General features: G+C 66.3%; 21 protein-coding genes, 1 tRNA gene and 1 pseudogene. 12 read left to right on the top strand and 11 right to left on the bottom strand.

The window, feature by feature from the left end; genetic code table 11:
* Positions 1-113 precede the first annotated feature (113 nt).
* From PHA81_RS13950 to PHA81_RS13920, 7 genes are all read left to right on the top strand, one after another.
* Complete coding sequence (locus tag PHA81_RS13950) at positions 114-2,177, top strand: hydantoinase/oxoprolinase family protein (protein ID WP_005042494.1); 2,064 nt, start codon at positions 114-116, stop codon at positions 2,175-2,177.
* Positions 2,174-4,027, top strand: a complete 1,854-nt coding sequence (locus PHA81_RS13945; protein ID WP_005042497.1) for a hydantoinase B/oxoprolinase family protein — start codon at positions 2,174-2,176, stop codon at positions 4,025-4,027. The genes PHA81_RS13950 and PHA81_RS13945 overlap by 4 nt, the downstream gene beginning before the upstream one ends.
* A 39-nt stretch (positions 4,028-4,066) precedes the next feature.
* The gene (locus PHA81_RS13940; protein WP_005042499.1) at positions 4,067-4,723 is read left to right on the top strand and encodes an isochorismatase family protein; all 657 of its coding nucleotides are present in this window, start codon (positions 4,067-4,069) and stop codon (positions 4,721-4,723) included.
* Positions 4,720-5,937: a CoA transferase gene (locus tag PHA81_RS13935; protein ID WP_273837280.1), complete on the top strand. Its 1,218-nt coding sequence runs from the start codon at positions 4,720-4,722 to the stop codon at positions 5,935-5,937. The genes PHA81_RS13940 and PHA81_RS13935 overlap by 4 nt, the downstream gene beginning before the upstream one ends.
* A complete protein-coding gene (locus PHA81_RS13930; protein WP_005042503.1) occupies positions 5,938-7,029 on the top strand; it encodes a homocitrate synthase in 1,092 nt (363 codons plus the stop codon). It begins immediately after the preceding gene.
* A 74-nt stretch (positions 7,030-7,103) separates the two neighbouring features.
* Positions 7,104-7,763: a helix-turn-helix domain-containing protein gene (locus tag PHA81_RS13925; RefSeq protein WP_005042506.1), complete on the top strand. Its 660-nt coding sequence runs from the start codon at positions 7,104-7,106 to the stop codon at positions 7,761-7,763.
* Positions 7,764-7,973: 210 nt separating this feature from the next.
* On the top strand, positions 7,974-8,111 hold the full coding sequence (locus PHA81_RS13920) for a hypothetical protein (RefSeq protein WP_206536844.1): 138 nt from the start codon (positions 7,974-7,976) through the stop codon (positions 8,109-8,111).
* An 11-nt stretch (positions 8,112-8,122) separates the two neighbouring features.
* On the opposite strand, the gene PHA81_RS13915 is transcribed toward PHA81_RS13920, so the two are convergent.
* The 4 genes from PHA81_RS13915 to PHA81_RS13900 form a co-directional block, all read right to left on the bottom strand.
* Positions 8,123-8,860 carry an acyltransferase gene (locus PHA81_RS13915; RefSeq protein WP_005042510.1) on the bottom strand — a complete coding sequence of 246 codons (738 nt, stop codon included), beginning with the start codon at positions 8,858-8,860 and terminating at the stop codon, positions 8,123-8,125.
* A gap of 313 nt (positions 8,861-9,173) precedes the next feature.
* A tRNA-Thr gene (locus tag PHA81_RS13910) sits at positions 9,174-9,247 on the bottom strand.
* 11 nt (positions 9,248-9,258) lie between these two features.
* Positions 9,259-9,819 carry a GNAT family N-acetyltransferase gene (locus tag PHA81_RS13905; protein ID WP_005042512.1) on the bottom strand — a complete coding sequence of 187 codons (561 nt, stop codon included), beginning with the start codon at positions 9,817-9,819 and terminating at the stop codon, positions 9,259-9,261.
* Positions 9,819-11,006, bottom strand: a complete 1,188-nt coding sequence (locus tag PHA81_RS13900; RefSeq protein WP_005042515.1) for a phosphoglycerate kinase — start codon at positions 11,004-11,006, stop codon at positions 9,819-9,821. Before PHA81_RS13900 ends, PHA81_RS13905 begins: the two co-directional genes overlap by 1 nt.
* Positions 11,007-11,191: 185 nt before the next feature.
* Between PHA81_RS13900 and PHA81_RS13895 the strand changes: the two genes are divergently transcribed.
* The 4 genes from PHA81_RS13895 to PHA81_RS13880 all read left to right on the top strand — a co-directional run bounded on the left by PHA81_RS13895 (position 11,192) and on the right by PHA81_RS13880 (position 15,618).
* Complete coding sequence (locus PHA81_RS13895) at positions 11,192-12,325, top strand: branched-chain amino acid ABC transporter permease (protein ID WP_005042518.1); 1,134 nt, start codon at positions 11,192-11,194, stop codon at positions 12,323-12,325.
* An 85-nt stretch (positions 12,326-12,410) separates the two neighbouring features.
* A complete protein-coding gene (locus PHA81_RS13890; protein WP_005042521.1) occupies positions 12,411-13,784 on the top strand; it encodes a branched-chain amino acid ABC transporter permease in 1,374 nt (457 codons plus the stop codon).
* Entirely contained in the window at positions 13,781-14,686 is a 906-nt protein-coding gene (locus PHA81_RS13885; protein WP_005042524.1) for an ABC transporter ATP-binding protein, read from the top strand. Before PHA81_RS13890 ends, PHA81_RS13885 begins: the two co-directional genes overlap by 4 nt.
* Positions 14,687-14,868: 182 nt before the next feature.
* Positions 14,869-15,618 (top strand): ABC transporter ATP-binding protein, encoded by a 750-nt coding sequence (locus PHA81_RS13880; protein ID WP_206536846.1) that lies wholly within the window; start codon positions 14,869-14,871, stop codon positions 15,616-15,618.
* A gap of 41 nt (positions 15,619-15,659) precedes the next feature.
* Here PHA81_RS13880 and PHA81_RS13875 read toward each other — a convergent pair whose 3' ends face one another.
* Together PHA81_RS13875 and PHA81_RS13870 are read right to left on the bottom strand one after the other, a co-directional pair.
* Positions 15,660-17,165 carry an ABC transporter substrate-binding protein gene (locus PHA81_RS13875; RefSeq protein WP_005042529.1) on the bottom strand — a complete coding sequence of 502 codons (1,506 nt, stop codon included), beginning with the start codon at positions 17,163-17,165 and terminating at the stop codon, positions 15,660-15,662.
* 79 nt (positions 17,166-17,244) lie between these two features.
* Complete coding sequence (locus PHA81_RS13870) at positions 17,245-17,781, bottom strand: CBS domain-containing protein (protein ID WP_005042531.1); 537 nt, start codon at positions 17,779-17,781, stop codon at positions 17,245-17,247.
* Between the two features lie 119 nt (positions 17,782-17,900).
* On the opposite strand from PHA81_RS13870, the pseudogene PHA81_RS13865 reads away from it, so the two are divergent.
* Positions 17,901-18,371: pseudogene (locus tag PHA81_RS13865) on the top strand (transposase); the annotation flags it as partial.
* Between the two features lie 76 nt (positions 18,372-18,447).
* Here the strand turns inward: PHA81_RS13865 and PHA81_RS13860 are convergent.
* From PHA81_RS13860 to PHA81_RS13840, 5 genes are all read right to left on the bottom strand, one after another.
* A complete protein-coding gene (locus PHA81_RS13860; protein ID WP_005042535.1) occupies positions 18,448-19,209 on the bottom strand; it encodes a GTP cyclohydrolase III in 762 nt (253 codons plus the stop codon).
* Positions 19,210-19,272: 63 nt separating this feature from the next.
* Positions 19,273-20,010, bottom strand: a complete 738-nt coding sequence (locus tag PHA81_RS13855; protein ID WP_049909954.1) for a hypothetical protein — start codon at positions 20,008-20,010, stop codon at positions 19,273-19,275.
* Positions 20,011-20,036: 26 nt separating this feature from the next.
* Positions 20,037-20,945 (bottom strand): class I SAM-dependent methyltransferase, encoded by a 909-nt coding sequence (locus tag PHA81_RS13850; protein ID WP_005042539.1) that lies wholly within the window; start codon positions 20,943-20,945, stop codon positions 20,037-20,039.
* Positions 20,932-22,071 carry a glycosyltransferase family 4 protein gene (locus tag PHA81_RS13845; RefSeq protein WP_005042541.1) on the bottom strand — a complete coding sequence of 380 codons (1,140 nt, stop codon included), beginning with the start codon at positions 22,069-22,071 and terminating at the stop codon, positions 20,932-20,934. The genes PHA81_RS13850 and PHA81_RS13845 overlap by 14 nt, the downstream gene beginning before the upstream one ends.
* Positions 22,072-22,087: 16 nt before the next feature.
* The gene (locus tag PHA81_RS13840) at positions 22,088-22,465 is read right to left on the bottom strand and encodes a 6-carboxytetrahydropterin synthase (protein ID WP_005042543.1); all 378 of its coding nucleotides are present in this window, start codon (positions 22,463-22,465) and stop codon (positions 22,088-22,090) included.
* Between the last annotated feature and the right edge of the window lie 352 nt (positions 22,466-22,817).

Raw genomic sequence — 22,817 nt, 5'->3', positions numbered from 1 at the left:
GGTCGTTCGTGTCGCTCATCACCGAACGGACCGCAGCATTGATATAAATACCCCCAACAGGGGTTGGGGGAACGTTTAGGCAGCAACGACGACTGTCTGTGATACGATTTCACATGGCATCCAATCTCGGCGTCGACGTCGGTGGCACCTTCACCGACGTCATCGTGTTCGACGAAGACACTCACGAACTCACGATCGACAAAGTGCTGTCAACGCCGGCGAATCCATCGGAGGGCGTGCTCGCCGGCGTGGAGGAGGCGACCGGGAAGGCCGGCGCGTCGGTGGCCGATCTGGAGCTGCTCTTCCACGGAACGACGGTCGTGACAAACATGCTGCTCGAAGAGACCGGCTCGCGCGTCGGCCTCATCACCTCAGCGGGCCACGAAGACATCCTTCACCTCGCGCGGGCGTGGACGCCTGGCCCGCTGTACGGCTGGATGGACATGGAGAAGCCCGATCCGCTCGCCGACCTCGTGGACACGCGTGGGGTCTCGGGCACGATCAGCTCACCCGAGGGAAAAGTGACCGAGCCGCTTGACGAGGCCGCGGTCCGCGAGACGGTGCGCGACCTCGCCGACAGGGGCGTCGAATCGCTGACCGTCGCGCTGCTCAACTCGTATCTCAACCCGACACACGAGGAGCGCGTCCGGGAGATCGTCGCTGAGGAAGCGCCGGAGCTGCCGGTGTCGATCTCGGCGGAGATCGTCCCCGAGTACGGCGAGTATGAGCGGACGCTCACGACGGTCATCAACGACTACGCGCGCCCGCACGTCATCGACTATCTCGACGAACTCGACGCCGCGCTCGAAAGTGCTGGATCGACGGCGACGATGAACGTCGTCCGCTCGGACGGCGGGCTGATGAGCTCCGGGGCGGCGAAAAATCATCCCGTCGAGCTCGCGCTCTCGGGCCCGAGCGGTGGCGTAGTCGGTGCGGCGACCATCGCGGAGAAGAAGGGTGTGCCGGACGTGCTGACCCTCGATATGGGCGGCACCTCGACTGACGTCTCGCTCGTCGAGGACTACACGGCCGAGACGACCCGCCAGACGAAGGTCGGCTACCGCGAGTTCAAGTCCCGGGCCGTCGACGTGAACACCGTCGGGGCCGGCGGCGGCTCGATCGCCCGCGTCCAGCTCAGCGGCTCGCTCCAGGTCGGCCCGGAGAGCTCCGGTGCGGACCCCGGTCCGGCCTGCTACGGCCAGGGCGGCGAGGAGCCGACGGTGACCGACGCCAACGTCGTTCTCGGGCGCATCCCACCGATGGTACAGCTCGGCGGGACGATGGAGCTCGACCGCGAGGCTGCCCACGAGGTCATCGAGGACATCGCCGACGAGCGCGGGAGTTCGGTCGAGGAGGCCGCACAGGCCATTCTCGACATCGTGAACGAGAACATGCACAGCGCGCTCCGGGTCGTCTCGGTCGAGCGCGGCTACGACCCGCGCGAGTTCGGCCTCGTCGCTTTCGGCGGTGCCGGCCCGATGCACGCCAACGCGCTCGCCGACGTGATGGGTGCCTATCCACTGGTCGTCCCGCCGGGACCGGGCGTGATGAGTGCCTTCGGCTTCCTCACGAGCGACGTCCAGAACGAGTTCTCCGAGACCTATCTCGAAACCGACCGCGACGTCGACGGCGACGATGTCCACGCCGAACTGCTGGCGCTCCGCGAGGAGGCGACCGACTGGCTCGACTCGGAGGGCGTCGACGAGGCCGACCACGTCTTCGAGTACTACGCCGACTGCCGGTACTTCCGCCAGGACATCCAGATGTCGATCCCCATCGATCTCGACAACCTCCGGAGCGAGACGGGCCTCGCCGAAATCAAGGCCGATTTCGAGGAGCGTCACGACAGGCGGTTCGGCTTCTCGCTCGACGCACCCCTCGAAATCGCCAACCTCCGCGTCATCGGGAAAGGTACTGTCGAGGGTGTCACCATCGAGGAACACGACCTGACCGAGGAGGTCCCGAGTGCGGCGAAGGTCGACACCGACGAGGTCTACTTCGACGGCGAGTACCACGAGACCGGGATCTACGACCGCGCGGAGCTGTTGCCTGGCAATGAACTCAACGGCCCGGCGATCGTGGTCGCGGACGACGCGACCATCGTGGTACAGCCCGATCACGTCGCGACGGTCGATCGCTACGCCAACGTCGAGATCAACCGAGGTGGTGGCGCATGAGCACCGGAACTCCTGAATTCGTCGGTGAGCACGACATCGACGCGACGACGCTCGACATCGTCGAGAGCACGCTCGAAAACACGCGCCACGAGATGGATCGCGTGCTGGAGACGACGGCGATCAGCCCCGTCATCCGCGAGCAGTCAGACCAGTTCCCGCTCATCGCCGACCCGGAGGGTCGGATGGTGATGGGGCAGTTCGGCTCCGCCATCGAGACCATCATCGCGAACGCCAGCTTCGGGTGGGAGGACCTGGAGGACGGCGACGTCGTCGCCACCAACGACCCCTACATGTGTGCAGGGGCGATGTCACACACCCCCGACATGCTCCTCCTGCGCCCGATCTTCTACGAGGACGAGCGCGTCGGCTTCGCCAGCCAGTGGGGCAACCTGATGGATGTCGGCGGCAAGACCCCCGGCAGCATGCCCGTCGAGGCGACCACCATCTTCGAGGAGGGGATGCGGCTCCCACCGGTCAAACTCTACAAGGAGGGCGAACTCGACGAAGGACTCCTCGAAACGTTCGCCCACAACACCCGCCTGCCGGACCACGCCGAGGCCGACATCAAGGCGCTCGCGGCGGGGACTGCGGCCGCCGAGGAGCGCGTCCAGGAGCTCTGCGAGCGCTTCGGACCCGAAACGTATCTGGAGGGATGTGACGCGGTGCTCGATCGGACCCGCGACGGGATGATCGACCTCATCCGGGAGTTCGTCCCCGAGGGCGAGCGCTACACCTTCGAGGACCGCGTCGACGACGACGGGATGGGCAACGGCCCGATCAAGCTCCACCTCGAAATCTACCGCGAGGGCGACACCGTGTATCTCGACTGGGAGGGCACCGACGACCAGGTTCCGGGGACCGTGAACTTCCTCCTGAACGAGAAGATGTTCAAGATGTTCACCGGGGTGTTCCTCATCATGGCGTTCGACCCGCTCCTGACGTTCAACGACGGGTACTACGACCTCTTCGAGGTCAACCTTCCCGAGGGGTCGGTCGTCCAGCCGGAGTTCCCGGCGGCGCTCGGCAACCGGCTGCCACTGATGGCGCGGCAGTTCGACGTGCTCCAGGCCACCTTCTCGAAGCTCATCGACGGGTTCTCGGTCGCCGGCAGCTACGGCACCTCGCCCAACTTCGTCTACGCCGGCGTCGACGCCGAGGGCAACCAGTTCCAGATGCTCGAAATCCTCTACGGCGGGATTCCAGCGCGGCCGGGCGGCGACGGGCTCGACGGCCACTCGTGGTGGCCGCTGTTCCGAACGGTGCCCGCCGAGTACCAGGAGGCGTACTACCCACTGACCATCGACGAGTACAGCACCCGCGCGGACACCGGCGGCGCGGGTCGCCACCGCGGCGGCCACGGCATCTCGAAGGTGTACACCTTCGAGGAGGACGGCGCGATCACGTTCCAGGACGACCGCGCTCATACCTACCCGTGGGGCGTCGACGGCGGGACGTACGGCGGGACGAGCGAGAAGACACTCGTCCGCACCGACGGCACCGAGCTGGAGCTCCCCTCGAAGGCCGAGAACGTGCCCGTCGAGCCTGGCGACAAGCTCGTCTTCAGCACCGCCGGCGGTGGCGGCCTCGGCGACCCCCTGGAGCGCGATCCCGAACTCGTGGTCCGAGAGGTCCGCCGTGGCCTCGTCACCGCGGAGGCCGCCCGCGAGGAGTACGGCGTGGTTCTCGACGACGGCACCGTCGATCGAACGGCCACCGAGAGTCAGCGCGAGGACGTTCGTGAGAACCGCGACGAGCTCGAAGCGTTCGACTACGGACCGCTGCCGGACGACGACGAACTCGAAGCACGGATCGCCGAGGAACGCCGCGAGTTCGACCAGCGCGACGACTGAGCCATCGGCACGAATGTCGCTACATTCCACACAGACACGATGACAGAGACGAACTGGATCGAGGACACCGAACAGCTGTACGCCGACCGCGACTTCGGCGGCACGGTCGGTATCGGCGAACAGCCCGCGCTGCTCGTCATCGATCTCATCAACGCCTTCACCGATCCCGACACCGATCTCGGCTCGGACGTCGAGTCGGTGCTTGCCCGGACCGAGCAGTTGCTAGACACGTTCCGCGAGCACGACCTTCCGCGGTACTTCACCACCGTCGCCTACGAGGAGTCGTACGGCGACGCCGGGCAGTTCATCGAGAAGGTGCCCGCGCTCCGCGAACTCGAACGTGGGACCGACGCGGTCGCGGTCGACGACCGGATCGCCCCGGTCGGCGACGAACGGGTCATTCTCAAGAAGTACGCGAGCGCGTTCTTCGGGACCGATCTCGAAACCGAACTCACCACCCACCGCGTCGACACGCTGGTGCTCGCGGGCGTGACGACCAGCGGGTGCGTTCGCGCGACCGCCGTCGACAGCCTCCAGCACGGCTACCGCACCATCGTCCCCGCCGACGCCGTCGGGGACCGCGCCGAGGGCCCGCATGAAGCCAACCTCTTCGACATCGACGCGAAGTACGGCGACGTCGTCACGACCGAGTCGGTACTGGAGTCGATCGACGACGACCATCGGAGCACACCATGACTGCACGCGAACGCCAGGGACCGCTCGACGGCCTGCGGGTCATCGACATGTCGGGGATGATCAGCGGTGCCTTCGCGACGACGATGCTGGGCGATTTCGGTGCCGACGTGGTGATGATCGAGCACCCCGAGACTGGCGACCCCATCCGGGAGTGGCCACAAAAGACCGAAGACGGAGTCTCGCTGTCGTGGAAATCGCTTGGCCGGAACAAGCGGTGTATCACGCTCGATCTCGGCTCCGAGCGCGGCCGCGAGATCGCGCTCGACCTCATCGAGGACGCCGACGCCGTCTACGAGAACTTCCGTCCTGGGACGATGGAGCGGTGGGGACTCGGCCCCGACGACGTGCACGCGGTCAACGAGCGGGCGATCATGGTCCGGCTCTCGGGCTACGGCCAGACCGGCCCGAAATCCCAGAAACCGGGCTTCGGCACCATCGCCGAGGGCGTTTCGGGCTGGGCGCACGCCAACGGGTTCCCCGACCGCGAGCCGCTGCTCCCACCGGTCAGCCTCGCGGACATCCAGGCCGCTCAGTTCGCGCTCCAGGCGACGCTGATGGCGATCTTCGAGCGCGACCTCGGGCGCGGCGGCAGCGGCGAGGGCCAGGTCATCGACGTCTCGCTGGCCGAGCCGCTGTGGCGGATCTTCTTCGGCGAGGTCGAGGCGTACGACCGGATGGGCCACGTCCGCGAGCGTACCGGGAACCAGCACCCGAACACCGCCCCGCGGAACATCTACGAGACCGCGGACGGCTACCTGACGATGTCGGCCTCGAACCAGAAGATCTTCGAGCGGGTCGCCGAGACGATCGACAAGGAGTGGCTGATCGACGACGAGCGCTTCGCGGACAACGCCACCCGCGTCGCGAACAGCGAACCGCTCAACGCCGAAATCAAGGAATGGACGAGAGAAAGAACCACCGACGAGGCCATCGAGACGCTCGAAGCCAACGACGCCATCGTCGGGCCGGTCTACGATATGCACGACATCTTCGAAGACGAGCAGTTCGAGGCTCGCGACGACATCATCGAGGTCGACGATCCCGACGTCGGCGCGATCAAGACGTTCGGCCTCGTCCCGAAGTTCTCGCGCACGCCCGGCGCGGTGGAGTTCCTCGGCCCACGCCACGGCGAGCACAACCGCGAGGTCTACCACGGCGAGCTCGGTCTCTCGGAGACGGAGCTGGCCGAGCTCCGGGACGAGGGGATCATCTGAATGCAGTTGACCGACGTCACGCTCCGCGAGGGCGACCAGATGCCCGGCCGGGAGTTCACTGCCGAAGCGAAGATCGAGTGCGCCCGGGCGCTCGACGACCTCGGGGTGCCGTTCGTCCAGCCTGGCTTCCCCGCGACCGGCGAGAAGGACCAAGAAGTCATCAGTGAGCTTGCCGGGACGACCGACGCCGACGTCGTCGCGCTCGCGCGCGCCCTCGAAAGCGACATCGACGCCGCCCTGGAAACCGACGCCGACGTGATCGAGACGTTCGTCTCGGCCTCCGACCGTCACCTCGAACACCTGCTCGGCGTATCGAGAGCGAAGATGCTGTCGATGCTCGGCGAGGCCGTCGACTACATCCACGATCACGGCGTCACGGCCCACATCACGCTCGCCGACGCCTTCCGGACCGATCGTGACCAACTCGTCGAGATCGTCGACACGGTGCCGGACGTGGCGTTCGTGTCGCTGGCCGACACCGTCGGCGCGCGAACGCCCGGGACCGTCGAGGAGTGTCTCGACGGACTCGACGGTCACGTTGCGTTCGATCGGCTCGGCGTCCACTTCCACGACGACATGGGGTGTGCGACGGCCAACGCGCTCGCGGCCTACCGCGCGGGCATCGGGAAGACGGACGTCAGCGTCGGGGGCCTCGGCGAGCGCGCGGGCAACACCGCGCTCGAAGAGTTCGCGGTCGCCTGCGCCGTGGACCACGACGACGATCTCGGCCTCGCGGCCGACACGCTCGTCCCGACCTGTCGCGGCGTCCTCGACACGCTCGGGGAGCCCTACGGCGATCGCAAGGCGATTCTGGGTACGGCGATCGCCGGACACGAGTCCGGTATCCACACCGCGGCGATGCTGTCCGATCCCGCGACGCTCGAACCGTTCGACCCCGAACGATTCGGCGGGGAGCGACGCCTCGTGTTCGGGAAGCCGACCGGCGAGGGCGGCGCACGCCGGCTCCTCGAACGGGCGGGTATCGATCCCGACGGCGAAACCGTGGCTGCGTACCTCGATACGCTGGCTGCGGCGGGCCCGCTCGATCTCGACGCGGCGCTTGCACTCGCCGAGCGGGAGTTCGGTTCGTAGCGTGGCCGGGATCGGATCGCGCACGAAACCTTATCCGTCGTTCCTGTAATGTGATGTCACGGACCAGGGAGCACATGTTCGAGGCAGAAATCCATCTCCAGCAACACAAGCCCTGCGTCGTCTCCCAGCTCGCGGCGGAGTTCGACACGGCGATCGAGATCGCGATCGAGGAGCTCCACGACGAGCTGGTGACGTTCGTCATCGAACTCGACGAGCGGCTGACGGGCGTGCTGGACCGGCTGACCGACTCCGACCAGGTACACCACGCCGAGGGGCTCGGTGACGGCAACTTCCTCGTCACCAAGACCTCCTGTGGCGCGTACTCGGCCATCGAGCGGAACCACGGCATCCTCCGCCGGCCCAACGTCGTCGACGCCAACCGCCGGGTGTACACCGTGCTCTTCTTTCGCCGCGAGGACCTGCGCGCCATGATCGAGGCGTTCCGGAAGATCGGTACCGTGACCCTCGGGAAGCTCGCGCCGTTCGAGGACGGCGGCGTTCGGCTCACCGACCGACAGCACGAGGTCATCGAGCACGCACTCGCCGCGGGCTATTTCGAGTGGCCACGCGAGGTCACGAGCGACGAACTCGCTGCCGAACTCGACATCAGTCGCGCCACGCTTCTCGAACACCTCCGCAAGGCCGAGTCGAAGCTTCTCACCGATGCCCTCGATTCGATGACGACCGAGGCGGAGCCGTCGATCCGCTCGGAGTCCGCGACGCCACGAAAATAATCGTCGTTCGATATTTCGATTTCCGCGTGGCTCGCGCTGTTTCCACGCACATTCGCACGGAGAACGATCTTCGAGGCTTTGAGCCTCAGGCGCTAAGTCGGGGAGAGAGTAGAGGAACGATGGAGATCCAGCCCTGCTCAAGGCGGTCGAGAGGGGGTGCGTAGATGGCAGTCGTCGGTCGCTCACCCGCGATCGCGTGCCCGCAATGTGGTGAACACCGTCCTCATGACCCAGGCCCGCCACGCCCAGTGTACTGTGGTGAAAGCACTCGGCGACCCTCGTGAAGTCGGTCTCGTCGAGCGCCACGAACAGTGGCCAGTACCAACCCACGAGGTTTCGGATTTCTGACTGGCGACGTCTCAGCGCTCCCAGTGGACGTCTTCTCGGACGACTTCCGCAGGGTTGCCGGCGACGAGCGTTTTCGATGGGACATCGTCGAGTACGGCACTGTTGCTTGCGACCACCGCGCCGTCGCCGATAGTCACTCCCCGCGAGACCGTCGTATGGTGGCCGATCCACACGTCGTCGCCGATCTCGACCGGCCCGGTCTTCGGTCGCTTCTCGCCGTCGATCCAGACGTCTTGCATCCCGTTGTTGTCGAGGATCTCGACTGCCCAGCCGATACCACAGCCGTCGCCGATCGTGATCGCGTCCCGGCAGTAGAGTCGTGCTTGGCCGCTCAGATGAGACTGCCCGATCGAGAGTTCGCCTTGAATGTTCAACAACGATCCGGGACCGATGCGTGCGGCGCTGTCGGTCGTCGTCCGAATCGTTCCCTCGGCAGTGACGAACAGTCGGGAGCCACCGAGTGTCCGATGGACGACTCTGGGAGCCGACGGTCCGAGCAGGAACAACGCCGGGATGTCGATCGTCGCATCGCGAGCGATCGCGACACTCGTCCGTTTGTCGAAGACGAACGCGATCGGCCGTCCTGTATGTCGAAGCGAATAGTAGACACTTTTCACTCCGCCACGGACCCCGATCTCTCGAACGGAGCGATGAAGCCGCTTACGGTCCGCTTCCCGGAGTGCCCCGAGAGACAACTCACCCATCACGTCACCGAGACTCGTCCGTCTCACCAGCGCACCGAGATCCATGATCGACTCTCGCCGTGGGACTCAATAAGTCATACGGGAAGGCTCTCGACATACTGCGAACGCGGCCTCTGAAACGTCTCGTTTCCGATACGAGCTCCATCAGTAACTCTCGGTCAGCGACTCAACACTGACGCCGGAGAGGCCGCCGACTTTCCCGACCATGCGGGCGCAGCGCCGAAGTGGTTTGATTCGTCGATGGGTACCTGTTTTGTTGTATTGGAACGTACGAGCGTCGGCGAAATCGAGTGCTTTCACGCGCTCACGTCCGTATCTCGCGAGTGTCGTCCGTTCGATTGCCGTTCGCGCGAAGAAGAGCCAGGGGTGGGATTTGAACCCACGAATTCTCGATTACAAATCGAGTGCTTGCACCGCCCAAGCTCCCCTGGCGCGCTCGCCCCTTACCCCTCCTCGGGTTTGTCGGTGTCGCTTTCGAGCCGCTTTTCGAGGTCGATCCGATGGGGCGTGTATCCGGCACGGCGGTAGAACCGGCGGGCCGCGTCGTTGTCCGCGAGCACCGAGAGCCCAACGGCCTCGAACCCGGATTCGTGGAGCGCCGATTCGGCTGCCGCGAGCAACGCCGCCCCGATCCCCTCGTTGCGCCGGTCTGGAGTCACGACGACGTTCCGGACGATCCCACGCGAGACGTCCTGTCGATAGCGATCACCCTCTGGGCCGAACATCACGAACCCCACGATCTCGTTCGTGTCTGTTGTTTCCGCGTTCGAATCATCCGTGTTCGCTACAGCCGTGTTCGCCGCATCCGCGTTCGTCTCGTCACCGTCGACACGGGCGACCAGCAACTCGCCGGCGACGATGTGACGGACGATCGCGTCGCGGATCGTCGCCCGGTTGGCCTCGGCGAGGAGATGTGAGCCGAACGCACGTTGCTCGCGCGCCAGCGCGACCCACTGATCGGCGATCGCCTCGGCGTCGTCGGTGTCGGGCGATTCGATCCGCACTACCGGAGCGCCTCGACAGCGGGAAGCGCGTCGCCGGTCAGGAGCGTGAGCGCCGCGCCGCCGCCGGTGCTGATGTGATCGAACCCGTCGAGACCCAACTGTCGGACCGCCGCCGCGGTGTCGCCACCGCCGACGATGCTCTGCTCGGCCCGCGTCGCGGCCTCGTAGAGGCCCCGTGTTCCCTCGGCGAACGGTTCCTCCTCGAAGACGCCCGCCGGTCCGTTCAGGATCACCGTGCCCGCGTTCTCGATGATCTCGCCGTAGGTCGCGATCGTTCGGCTCCCGACGTCCATCGCAGGGGCGTCGATTTCGGCCGGGAGGTCCGCGACCGCAACTTCGTGGCGATCGCCGTCGCGCTCGACTGCGACGTCCTCGGGGACGGCGATCTCGTCGTGCGCGTCGAGCAGATCGCCCGCGCGGTCGATCTCGTCCCAGTAGCCCGCATCGTAGACGAACTCCGCAGTCGCGTCACCGAGTTCGGCTCCGCCGGCGAGCAGGCAGACGTTGCCGATCACGCCCGCCGTGAGGACGGTGTCGGCGAGATCGCGTTCGAGCACGCTCCGGGCCACCCCGATCGAGTCGCCGACTTTCGCGCCGCCGAGCACGTACACCCGGGGTGTGGGGGTCTCCTCGATCGCTCCCAACACATCGAGTTCGCGTTCCATCACCCGGCCGGCGTAGCTCGGCAGGCGTGTGGGAAAGCCGACGAGCGAGGGCTGTGAGCGGTGGGCGGCCGCGAACGCGTCGTTGAGGTAGACGTCGAGTGCGGGCGCGAGTCCGCGGACGAGATGGGTGTCGGCCGCGCGTTCGGGCTCGAACTCCATGTACTCCTCGGCGTAGAACCGGGTGTTTTCGAGCACGACGGCTTCCCCGACATCGAGCGCCGCGACCCGATCGCGCGCCGCCGACGAAAAGGTGGCGTCACAGTAGTCGACAGGGTGATCGAGCAGCTCGTCGAGTCGGTCGGCGTGGGCGGCGAGCCTCGCGAAATCGTCGCCACCGGGCCGGCCCTGGTGGGCGAGGATCGCCACCCGCGCGCCGCAGTCGAGCAGCTCCGCGAGCGTGTCGACGTGCGCACGGAGTCGGGCGTCGTCGGCGAGTTCGCCCCCCGAGACCGGGCTGTTGATATCGATGCGGACCCCGACGGCGACGCCCTCAGCATCGAGGTCGTCGAGGGTTCGTATCATCGTTCGTTCTATTTCTGCGCCCCGGCAAATCCCTTTCTGTCCCGGTGGTGATCGGTGGATGCTCACATGGCGCTCGGCGAAGACCCGTTTTCCTCGTATCGTCGTCACGACCTGCCGCAGAAGTGGTGATTCGGAGCAAAGGTTATTACCCTCCCCCCACCGCCCACTTCATGTGGAACGCTATCATGGGCATTTCTGAGACCTACAACCGTGGCCGGAGTTTCGTCGTCGAGCAACCGTTCGAGGTCATCGCTGGCGTCGTCGGTGTACTGTTGATCGTCGATCTCGCCACCAAGCTGATGAACGGTTCGCTGTCGGTGCTCAGCCTCTCGCTCTTCCTGAAGGACGGGCTGATACAGGGCCTGGTGATCGCGCTCGCGGGCGTCGGGCTCTCGATGACGTACTCGTTGCTGGGCTTTGCGAACTTCGCCCACGGCGATTACATCACGGCGGGAGCCTTCGCGGGCTGGGCAACGACGTACGTGATCGGGGGGCTCGGCGCGCTCCCCATCGCCGATCTCTTCCTGGTCGGCGTCAGCGGCGAGGCCAACGCGGGCACCGTCGGTGTGAGCATCGTCTCGACGCCGATCGCGGTGCTCGTCGGTCTCGTCGTCGCGATCGCCTTTACTGCCGGACTCGCGCTCCTCGTCGATCGGCTCGTCTACAAACCGATGCGGAGCGAGGAAGGGATCACGCTACTCATCGCGAGCATCGGGGTCGCGCTCGCGCTCAGATACCTGCTCGCGTTCGTTTTCGGAACCAGCCGACCGGGCGTCACCGGCGGGGACATTCCGGGAATCACTCTCTCCGACATCGAAATCCTCGGTATTTCACCGATCCCGATCGCCATCCGGCTGAACGCTCACGAGGCCACGCTCGCGATCGGGGCCATCGCGCTGATGGTCGGCGTTCACGTGCTGCTCCAGTACACCAAACTCGGGACCGCGATGCGCGCGATGGCGGACAACCGCGATCTCGCACGCGTCACCGGGATTCCGACCGAGCGGGTCGTGCGCGCGACGTGGATCATCGGCGGCGGGCTGACCGGCGCGGCGGGCTATCTCGTCACACTCGAAACGGGCACGATCGCGTTCGACTTCGGCTGGATCCTCCTCCTGCTGATCTTCGCCGCAGTCATCCTCGGCGGGATCGGCTCAGTGTATGGGGCGATGTTCGGCGGGCTCACGATCGGGATCGCGAGCACCGTCTCGCTGGTCTGGCTCCCCTCGGAGTTCACCACCGCGGCCGCCTTCGCGGTGATGATCCTGATCCTCGTCCTGCGACCGGCGGGGCTGTTCGGTGGGGTGACGACCGCATGATTTGCCATTGTACTCGAACGGCGCAGCCATCGCCCTGTGTTCGAACGGCGCAGTCATCGCATCGAACGCGACGGGAGTGTAACCGATGAGCACCGCCGACCGACTGTCCGAGCGGCTCGGTGGCTCCGACGCCGGGCTGATCCTCGGGGTCATGGCCGGGCTCTACGTGCTGTTCATCGTCTTCGGCCTGATACTCGGTCTCGACGTCGGCGGGATCGCGAGCACCCTCCAACGGCTGACCTTTCTCGCGGCGGTGTACGCACTGCTCGCGCTCGCGCTGAATCTCCAGTGGGGGTACGCAGGACTGTTCAACATCGGCGTCGCGGGGTTCATGGCGGTCGGGGCGTACACGATGGCGATGTTGACCGCGCCGGTCGATCCCCAGGTCGGCGGGATTCCGGGGCTCGGTCTCCCGCTGTGGGCCGGGATCATTGGCGGAATGGCCGCCGCCGCGCTGGTCGGCGGGATCACGGCGCTGCCTGCGCTCCGACTCCGGGCGGACTATCTCGCGATCGTCACGCTCGCGCTCTCGGAGATCATCCGGCTGATCTACAACTCGACGACGTTCCAGTCCTTCTCGGTCGCCGGAAGGGAGCTGGGAACCGGCGGCGCGAGCGGCATCCCCGGTCCGATCAACCCCGTTCGCGATCTCTACTACACCGACCCAGCCAGTTCGGCGTCGCCACCGACCGCGTTCGGCGAGGCGATGTTCGGCTTCTTCGGCGGCTTCGGGCTCAACGGCCCGACCGTGGTCGACTGGACGTACACCCTCGTGCTCGTGGTGTTCGTCGGACTGTTCTATCTCCTCTTGACCCGGGTCGGCAACTCGCCGTTCGGCCGGGTACTGAAGGCGATCCGCGAGGACGAGATCGTGGCGAGTTCGCTCGGGAAGAACACCCGGTGGTTCAAGATCAAGGTGTTCATGCTCGGGTGTGCGCTGATGGGGCTCGCCGGGATCCTCTGGCAGGGCAGCCAGGCGCTGATCACGCCCGCCCTGTTCCTCCCGATCGTCACCTTCTACGTGTTCATCGCGCTGATGATCGGCGGGTCGGGCTCGAACACCGGGAGCGTCATCGGCGGTGCGCTCTTTGCGGGATTACTCTTTCTCGGCCCGACGTTCGTGGGACGGATCGTCGACAGTTCGTTCAGTCTCGGCGGTGCCCCGAACACGTTCACCGCCGCGGTCGCGGCGCTCGGCTCGTTCGACATCACGCCGCTGATCGCCTATGCGCTCGACAACATCAGCGTGCTCCGGTTCGTGCTCCTCGGCGTCGTGCTGGTCGTCCTGATGCAGCGCCGCCCCGAAGGACTGCTCGGCCATCGGAAGGAGCCGGCGGCCGCCGTCGATCTCTCCCGACGCAGCGTGTCGGGGGACGACTCCGCTGGAGCCGCCCGGGCCGACGGTGGGGTGTCGGATGCGACCGACGCAGCCAGCGATGAAGGAGGTGAGGACGAATGAGCGACACGGCCGATTCCACGACTCAAACCGACACCCGGAACGCGATCGAGGGTGAGGACGGGCCAGAGAACATCGAGGAGATCGATCCCGACGACGAGTCCGACGTCGAGCGCGCGGCGCGCGAGACGCCGCCTGGCCGTCCGCTCCGGGTCAACAATCTCCGCAAGGAGTTCGGTGGACTGACCGCGGTCGACGACGCGAGCTTCGATGTCGAGGCAGGGTCGCTCACCGGGCTGATCGGCCCGAACGGCGCGGGGAAGTCGACCACGTTCGACTGCATCACCGGCGTCCACCACCCGACCAGCGGCTCGGTCCACCTCCACGACGAGGAGATCACCGGCCTCCAGCCCTACCAGATCGCCGACCGCGGGCTGGTCCGGACCTTCCAGATCGCGCGCGAGCTGGAAGAGATGACCGTCCTCGAGAACATGATGCTCGCACCGCGGGCCCAGCGCGGCGAGTCGCTCTGGCGGTCGGTGCTGCCCGGCACACGGGGAGGCGTTCGCGACCAGGAGCGCGAACTCCGCGAGCGGGCGTGGGAGACCCTGGAGTTCTTCGAAATCGATCACCTCGCCGAGGAGTACGCGGGCAACCTCTCGGGTGGCCAGCGAAAACTCCTCGAAATGGCGCGGGCGCTGCTCACCGATCCCGAAGTCGTCCTGCTCGACGAACCGCTCGCGGGGGTGAATCCCACCCTGGAGGAGAAACTCCTCGATCGCATCCACGACCTCCGCGAGGAGGGGTACACCTTCCTGCTGGTCGAACACGACATGGACGTCATCATGGAGAACTGCGAGCGCGTCATCGTGATGCATCGCGGGCGCGTGCTCGCCGACGACGCGCCCGCGGCGATCAGGGAGAACGAACAGGTCATCGACGCCTACCTCGGAGCCAACGTATGAGCGACGGATCCAACGAGACCGCAGCCGACGACACCGCGACCGACGAGACGACCGCCAACGAACCCGCGACCGACGAAACGACGGTCAACGAACAGCCATCCGACGACGCCACGACGAACGGAACGGGAGCCGACGAGAGCGTGAGCGAAGACGCGACGACCGACGACACCGACGGCGCAACGATGGACGCGACTACCGCCGAGGCGCACGCGGCCGACAGCCACCCCGACGGCTTGCTCGCGGTGTCGAACCTCGATGCGGGCTACGGCGAACTCCAGATCCTTGACGGGGTCGACCTCGATGTCGGCGACGGCGAGTACGTCACCATCGTCGGGCCGAACGGTGCGGGAAAGTCGACGGTGATGAAGACCGTCTTCGGGCTGACGACGTACATGGACGGGACGGTTGCATTCGACGGCGAGGACATCAGCGGTAACGCCCCCGAGAGGATCATCCGGCGCGGCTTGAGCTACGTCCCCCAGAACGACAACGTGTTCGCGGGGCTCTCGGTCCGCGAGAACCTCGAAATGGGGGCGTACATCCTCGATTCGGTGCCCGACGAGGCGCTCGACGACGTGTTCGAGCGGTTCCCGATCCTCGAAGAGCGCCAGTCCCAGCGTGCGGGCACGCTGTCGGGCGGCCAACAGCAGATGCTGGCGATGGGGCGGGCGCTGATGCTCGATCCCGACCTCCTGCTGCTCGACGAACCGTCGGCGGGGCTCGCGCCGGATCTCGTCGACGAGATGTTCGATCGGGTCGACGCGATCAACGACGCCGGAACCGCGGTGCTCGTGGTCGAACAGAACGCGAAGGAAGCGCTCAGACGCTGCGATCGTGGGTACGTCCTCGTCCAGGGCGGGAATCGCTACACCGACACCGGTGACGCGCTGCTCAACGACGAGCAGGTCCGCCGGGAGTTCCTCGGCGGCTGAAAAAAACGGAATCGTATCGTTTTCGAGCCGAACGGAGGCTGCTATCCGCTGCTGTTGTTCCCGCTGGCGCTACTGTTGTTGCCAGTGCCACCGCCACCACCGCCACCGCTACCACCGAACTGGACCGTGTCCGCCTGTTCGATGCTGCCGTCTTCGGTGTACGTGAACACCTCGTAGGTCGCGGCGGCGATGTCGCCGTTGTCGTCGAACGTGATGTTGCTCGACGCGCCCTGATAGTTGATCTCCTCACCACTCGCGGCCATCCCGATCGCCTCGGCGAGGTTCTCCGGACCGACTTCCGTCCCGGGTGGGTTGGCAACCGAATCCATGTTCTCCTGGACTGCCGACCCGCTGTTCTCGCCGCCGGCGGCGTTCGCAAGGATCTGGATCGCGGTGGCGTCGTACGCCTGCGAGGTGAACACGCCCGGCTCGCCGCCGTACTCGTCCTGGAAGGACTGCGTGAAGAACTCTCGGGCCGGACCCGCCGCGAGCGGGGCCGTGCCGAGGACGTTCGTCAGCGGCTGGCCGACGTTGCCCGGCAGCGCGGAGTCGCGCAGCCCGTCGGTGACGAGGATCTGGGTGTCACGACTGTAGTTCGAGTAGTAGTCCCGGAACAGCTGGTTGCCGCTCTCGGGATAGCCGATCACCAGCAGTGCGCCCGGACTGGAGGACATCGCCTCCTGGAGCTTCGAGGTGTAGGAGGACTGGGCCTTCTCGAAGGACACCTGTGCGGGCACCTCACCCCCGAACGCCGACGCGAACGCCTCGGCGAGCGCCTGCCCGTAGGAGTTGTTGACGAACATCACCGACACCGACGAGGCCTCGACGCGCTCGCTCGCGACCTGTGCGAGCACCTCGCTCTGGAGCGCGTCGCTCGGCGGCGTCCGGTAGACGTAGCCGTTGTCCTGGAGATCCGTGATCGCCGGTGAGGTGCTCGCGGGCGAGCACATGACGACCTCGTTCGGAGTGGCGACGTTCTGGGCCACCTGGATCGTGGTTTCGGATGACGCCGCTCCCGTGATGGAAGGATAGCCCGCGTCGACCAGCGCCTGAGCGGCGCTGATACCGGCCTGAGGATCGGTCTGGGTGTCCTCGGCCTGGGTGTTGATGGTGAAGGCCATGTCCGAACCTTCGAGCTGGACCGCCGGCAGCAACGCGGCCTGCTGGATCGGCTCACCGACCGACGCGAGGTCGCCCGTCGTCGGCTGGAGGACGCCGACCATGATCTCCCGGCCCTCGGCGCTGCCACCGCCGGTCTCGTTCCCGCCGCCGGTTTCGTTTCCACCGTCAGTTTCGTTTCCACCGTCGGTCCCTTCGCCGGTGGTCTCACCGTCTTCGGTTTCCTCGCCAGTGGTCTCGCCGCCCTCACCCTCGCCACTGGCCCCGGTCTCGGTGTCCTCGGCCCCGCCACCACCGGCTCCGGTCGTGTCGCCGCCACCACCGCTAGTGTTGTTGTCACCGCCACCACCGGAACACCCGGCTACGCCGACGATACCAGCCGTTCCGACAGCAGCCAGGAACTCACGCCGCTTGGGTCTGTGTCCCATACTACCGATGCTGTTGGTTGAACAAGGCATAAATCTTGCCCTGTTTCAGCCGTCGATACTCGGGTGGTCGGCGGGTTCGTCACGCCTCGCGGCAGTTCGTGCAGACGAGCTGTCCGTTCGCGTTCACGAGATCGTTCGCGAGCGCGCCACAGGCCTCACAGATGCCTTGCGTGTCGTACTCCGCCGCGGGATCGCTCGTGGACGACCGCGGTCCGGTGCCGGTATCGGCATCGGGGACCATCGTCGAGGCGACCACGACGTCGTGGGCGGTCACCACACCGACCGGGTCCTCGTCTTCGACCGCGAGGAGCCACCGGACGCCCTCACGACCCATCGTTCCCGCGGCCGCCGTGAGTGGTTCGTCGGAGGGGATCTGGATCACGCCGTCGGACATGACGTCCGCAACCGTCGCCGTCGCCGGATCGGTGTCGCTCGTCACCAGCGAGAGGGCATCGCGTTCGCTCAGCATGCCGACCGGATCGCGGCCCCGAAGGACGATCGCACACTCCGCACCCTCGTCGAGGAGGAGTTCGACCGTTTCGACCACCCTATCGCCCTCGTTCACCCCGACGAACTCCCGGGTCATCACCTCGCGAACTGTGACATCACTACTCATAGCAAGGAGTTCCGACCGCGCAGGGTAAAAACTATCTGCGATACGGTTAAGACCGACGCGAACCTCAGTTCTCGGCCGTCAGTTTTCAGTCGTCGGTCGTCAGCGAACGGGCGTGGCACAAACAGTACCTTCACACGCTCGCCAACGAACTCGTCACGGAGGCCGTCGAGAACAGTTGTTCAACCATCGTGTTCGAAGAACTCGACGACATCCGCGAACGGTTGCCGTTCGCGGAGTGGCACCACATTTGGGCGTTTCGGCGGCTCCACGAGTACGTCGCGTACAAGGCACCGGAACGCGGTGTCGCGGTCGAAACGGTCGAACCGAACCACACCAGCCAGCGGTGTTCGAAGTGTGGGTTCACCCACAAGGACAACCGCGACGGCACCGATTTCGACTGTCTCTCGTGCGGGTACGAACTCAACGCCGACTACAACGCAGCCAAAAACATCGGGTTGCGGTACGCCCGCAACGATTATCACCGACTCCGCTCGTCGCAAATGTCTTCGAGCGGAGATGCACCAGTAGACGTGCGTATAAATCGTGGAACGATGACCGACGACGGTCCCCGGCCTGTTGCCGGAGACTGATTGTCGGGAGTCCACATGAAAGCCCCTCCCTCCGGAAGTGAGCGGCGTCTGCCGCGAGCGAGCAGGGAGGGGTAGTTTACTCGTCGATCACGACGTCACGACCGTCGTGGCGACACGCTTCGAGGGCGTGTTTCGCGTCCATCCCCGCGTCCTGGGCGGTGGCTCCGTGTCCGACCCCGACTTTGAGTTCGACGTCGACCGCCTCGCGGACGTGGGTGACTGCATCACGGTACTCTTCGGCCGAAAGGGGCGTACAGACCGCGATGACGTTGTCGCCGCCGACGAAAAAGGAGAGCGAGTCGTGAGCGCGCCGCATGTACCGCATCAGCTCGGCGTACCCCTGTTCGATGTTGATGAACGTGTCGAACTCGTTGAGCTCGTCGGTGTACTGACCGGTGGCGTCGTTGACGTCGAAGTGCGCGATGTGGAGATCGTCGTCCGCCCGAGCGGACTCGGCGAGCGGATCGCCACGGAGCACGGATCGACGGTCTTTGTCCTGGGCGCTGCCGGCGTCCTGAAGCTGGTCGGTCGCGGTCCCGAGCGCCGCGATCGGGTCGGGATCGGCCGCGATACTCAGGCTGATCGTCACCGGGTATCGGTTGCCGACCGACTCCTGGATCAGGGCGTGATCGTCGGTGTCGAGCCCGTTGGTGACCGCGATCATGTTGTCGAACCGCGAGAAGAAGACGTAGCCGTCGCGGTTGCCGAACAGTTGGGAAAGATCGGCGTACAGCCGGGACTGCATCGTCTGGAGATCGACCTCGCGGCGCGGCTCGGGCGTGACCGTCCACGGTCCGTAGTTGTCGAGTTGGATCAGCGTTATCTGCGTGTTCGTCACGGATACCGAGTTTCTCGGGCCGAACCCGTATTTTACTTTGGTTATGGGAAACGGTCCGTCGATCTACCACCGTGTGCCGTCCGACCGAAGCCCGGTGAGCGCACCGCGCACCCGCTGCCACAGCGGTTCCAGAACCGGGTTCGCCCCGATACCGAGATACGCGCGCTGCGGACGGTACTCACCGGTCCGAACGAGGTGGAGTGCGATCGCGGTCGCGCGGTGGTTGCCGTCGGCGATCGATGGCGGTCCGCTGCCGCGACGCTTCGTGAGGACGAGCGGGCCGAGGCGGTCGCCGTCGGCGAGCGTTTCGGCCATCGAACACACCCGCTCGACGTCCACTCCCGTCTCGGCTTCGAGCGCCGCCCGATCGCCCGCAGCGATGCGTCGCGCCCCATCGACGAGGTCGCCGCTCGGCGCAAGCGCACGCCAGCCGAGACGGTCGGGACCGTCCACGAACTGAAGCCGCTCGAACTCCGCCCGACGGAGCGTGATGCGCGCCCACTCGACTGGCTGCGCTCGCCAGAGGAAGGCAGCGGCCCCGGGTTTTCGCTGGAGCAGCGCGTCGAGCGCCTCGTCGTCGTCGAGCGCCCCGACCCCTCGATCGTCGAGTGTGTTCTCCGGCCGGTCGTCGAACGCGCTCTCCGACTGGTCGCCATGGTCGTCGTGGTCTTCGTGGTCGTCGACTGCACCGGTCCCTGGCACGGCGACCGTTCGTTTTCGCGTTTCAGCGGCGAGCCAGTAGTCGATGACTACGCGCTCCGGGACCTGCTCACCCGTCCACGACGCGCTGTCGGAAACCACGACCCGGTATTGGCCTTCGTCGGGCTTCAACGCTCCGCCGGAATCCGACCGAGCACGTCGAGCTGGTGGGCGACATAGGTCAGTTCGCCACGGTCGATCTGCCGGTGACGCGCGGCGGTCCAGCCAGCGAGCGTCGTCGGGTCGAACCGCCCCGTTTCGTCGAGCGCGCCGGCGATCGTGTCCACGATGTACCGGAGGAAGAACGTCTCGTCGTCGGGGTATTCTCCCGATCGGGGGTGGACCACCCAGTCGGAGCCGCCAGCGGCGAGTACCGTGTCAGTCTTGCTTGCACGGGCGAGGAGGTGGCGGCCGGCGTGGCTGTCGCCGCCGTCGTCGATGTGGGCGTGAAAGGCCCGCTCGATCCTCGTGTCGAGGTCGGGATCCACAGGTGGGGAGAGGATCGTTCCGCCGTCGAAGGTGATCGGGAAGTACCAGCAGCCGCCGGGACGGAGCCCGGCGCGGAGGGCGTCGAACGCGCGCCGAGCGTCGAACAGGTCGAGGAACGCCTGGCCGACCAGCAGGTCCCACGTGCTGGTCTCGACGTACTCGAAGGCGTCCGCAACCGCGAACTCGAGATCGACCCACTGCTCGTCGCCCTCGATGCGAAGCCCGTCGTCGATTTCGGCGGCTTCGTAACCCGCGTCGGTGACCCACTGCGGCAGGCGTTCGCGGGCGGCGTCGATGTTCGTCGCCTCGCGGTCGACCAGGGTGTACTCGACGGCAGCGGGGAGCACGTCGCGTTCGACGAGGCGTTTGAGCGTTGCGCCGATCCCCGCACCGACGTCGAGCACGCGGAGCGGTCGCTCGCCCCGCTTTTCGTCGATTCTCTCCACTTCCGTGGCTAGCCGATCGAGCACCTGGCGGTCGAGTGCACGATCGTCGACCGTCCGCTTCGCGGCGAGGTACCGCTGGAACTTCCCGTCAGTGTTCGACACGATCCACCGTCCCAGCCTGGTTCCGGCACTGTGATCCTCCCATCGATTCGGTGTCGCCCGCAACGAACCCGTCGAGAAACGCTCGAACACGGTCGGTGGTCTCGGCCCACATCGGCCACGTCTCGTATCGATCGTGGGCCGCTTTGCCCATCTCAGCCAGGCGTTCGCGGTCGGTTTCGAGCGTTCGGACGGCGTGCGCTACCGCACCGGGATCACCGGGGCGGAGCAAGAATCCGGTCTCGCCGTGGGTGACGACCGATCGTGCGCCGCCGGCGGTCGTGGCGAGCGCCGGCAGCCCGAAACTCATCCCTTCGAGGTACGCGATCCCGAACCCCTCGTGGGTCGAGGGCATCGCGAGCACGTGACTCTCGTGGAGAACGTCCCGCAGCGCGCCGTCCGGGAGTTCGCCCGCGAACGTCACGCGGTCGTCGACGCCGAGCCCGGCGACCAGCCGGCGGATCGACGAGGCGTATCTCGGGTTCGCATCCGGGCTCCCGACGACCTGAAGTCGCCAACGTTCGCTGGGAAGTCGTGAAAGCCCTTCGATCAGGGTGTGAAGCCCCTTGCGGGGAACGAGACTGCCGAGGAAGACCACGCGGAGCGGCCCCGATTCCCGGGCAGGGGCTTCGATCGCAGCCGGGTCGATGGCGGGATCGAACCGGTCGCCCGCCGGCGGCGCGACCATCGTTTCGGCCGTGGTGAGGTCTTCAACCGTTTCGCGCGTCGCTTCGCTGTTGCAGATCGCGCCGTCGACGCTGGCGAGGTAGCGGCGCTCGACCGCGCGGTACAGCCGCTTCGCGGGGCGTGGATGGGTCTCGCTGCTGCGGAGGTGGTGGACGATAGTCACGATCGGGATGTCGCGCCTGGCGCGCAACCGGGCGTTGAGCCCGACGAGCGAAGGGTGAGCGAGCTCGTCCTGAAGCAGGACATCGACGGGAGCGTCGATCCAGTCGAGCAGCCGTGTCGAGAGGCCGTCGAGCAGCCCACGTGCGTAGTCGCGCCACGGGAGTTCGACGATCTCGACACGATCGCCCCGATCGCGAAGGCCCTCGACGAGCTTGCGGTCGTACCGGAACCCGCCGGTGTTGGTGTCGAGGTCGCCGTAGCACACCAGGCCGACGTTCATGATCCCGTGTCGGCGCTCACACCGACTCCTCGTAGGCGGCCCACGCGTCGTCGTCCTCGTGGATCGTGACCGTGAGCGTCGAGAGGTGGTCGGTGTCGAGTTCGTCGGCCGCGAGCTTCCAGACGACGCGGGCGAAGTGCTCGACGCTCGGGTTGTGGCTCTCGAACATCGGCTGGTCGTTGAGCAGCGCGTCCTCATAGCGTGCTCGGATCTCGGCGAGCACCGCTTCGACCGCCTCGATGTCGACGAGGTAGTCGTCCTCGTCGAGTTCGGGGCCCGCGAGCGTGAGTTCGGCCTCGTAGTGATGGGAGTGGACCTCGCCCTCAGGCCCGGGGTCAGGAACCGTGAGGTAGTGCTGGGCGATGAAGTCATCCCTCACGCTAACCGTGTACATACCACTCGCAGGATTGCCTGACATAAATATCGTCGCGCCGCGGAAGCGGCTGCGGCGGCAGGGCGGTGGCGGTTGCGAAGCGGTAGCGGTTACGCGGTGGCGGTTGCGGGGCGGACTTGGCGTCTCGACGAGCGCCGGAGCACGCTTCGCGCGTGGTTCGAGGGAGCGAAGCTCCCTCGTCATCACGAAAGGCGCGAAACGCCTTTCGAACGACTCCGAACCCTCGTTCACCTTCGGCTCACGAGAACGCAGCAAGTCGAAGCTCAGGAGGGCTCCGCTCTCCTGGCGTCTCGTGTGAGTGAAACGAGCACGAGGCTTGTCGGAGGTTTCTCTGACAGCGGATGAAGGGCGA

Source organism: Halococcus sp. PRR34 (assembly GCF_028617175.1).
Classification (GTDB): Archaea; Halobacteriota; Halobacteria; order Halobacteriales; family Halococcaceae; genus Halococcus; species Halococcus salifodinae.
This window is presented reverse-complemented; position numbering and strand designations above follow the sequence as displayed.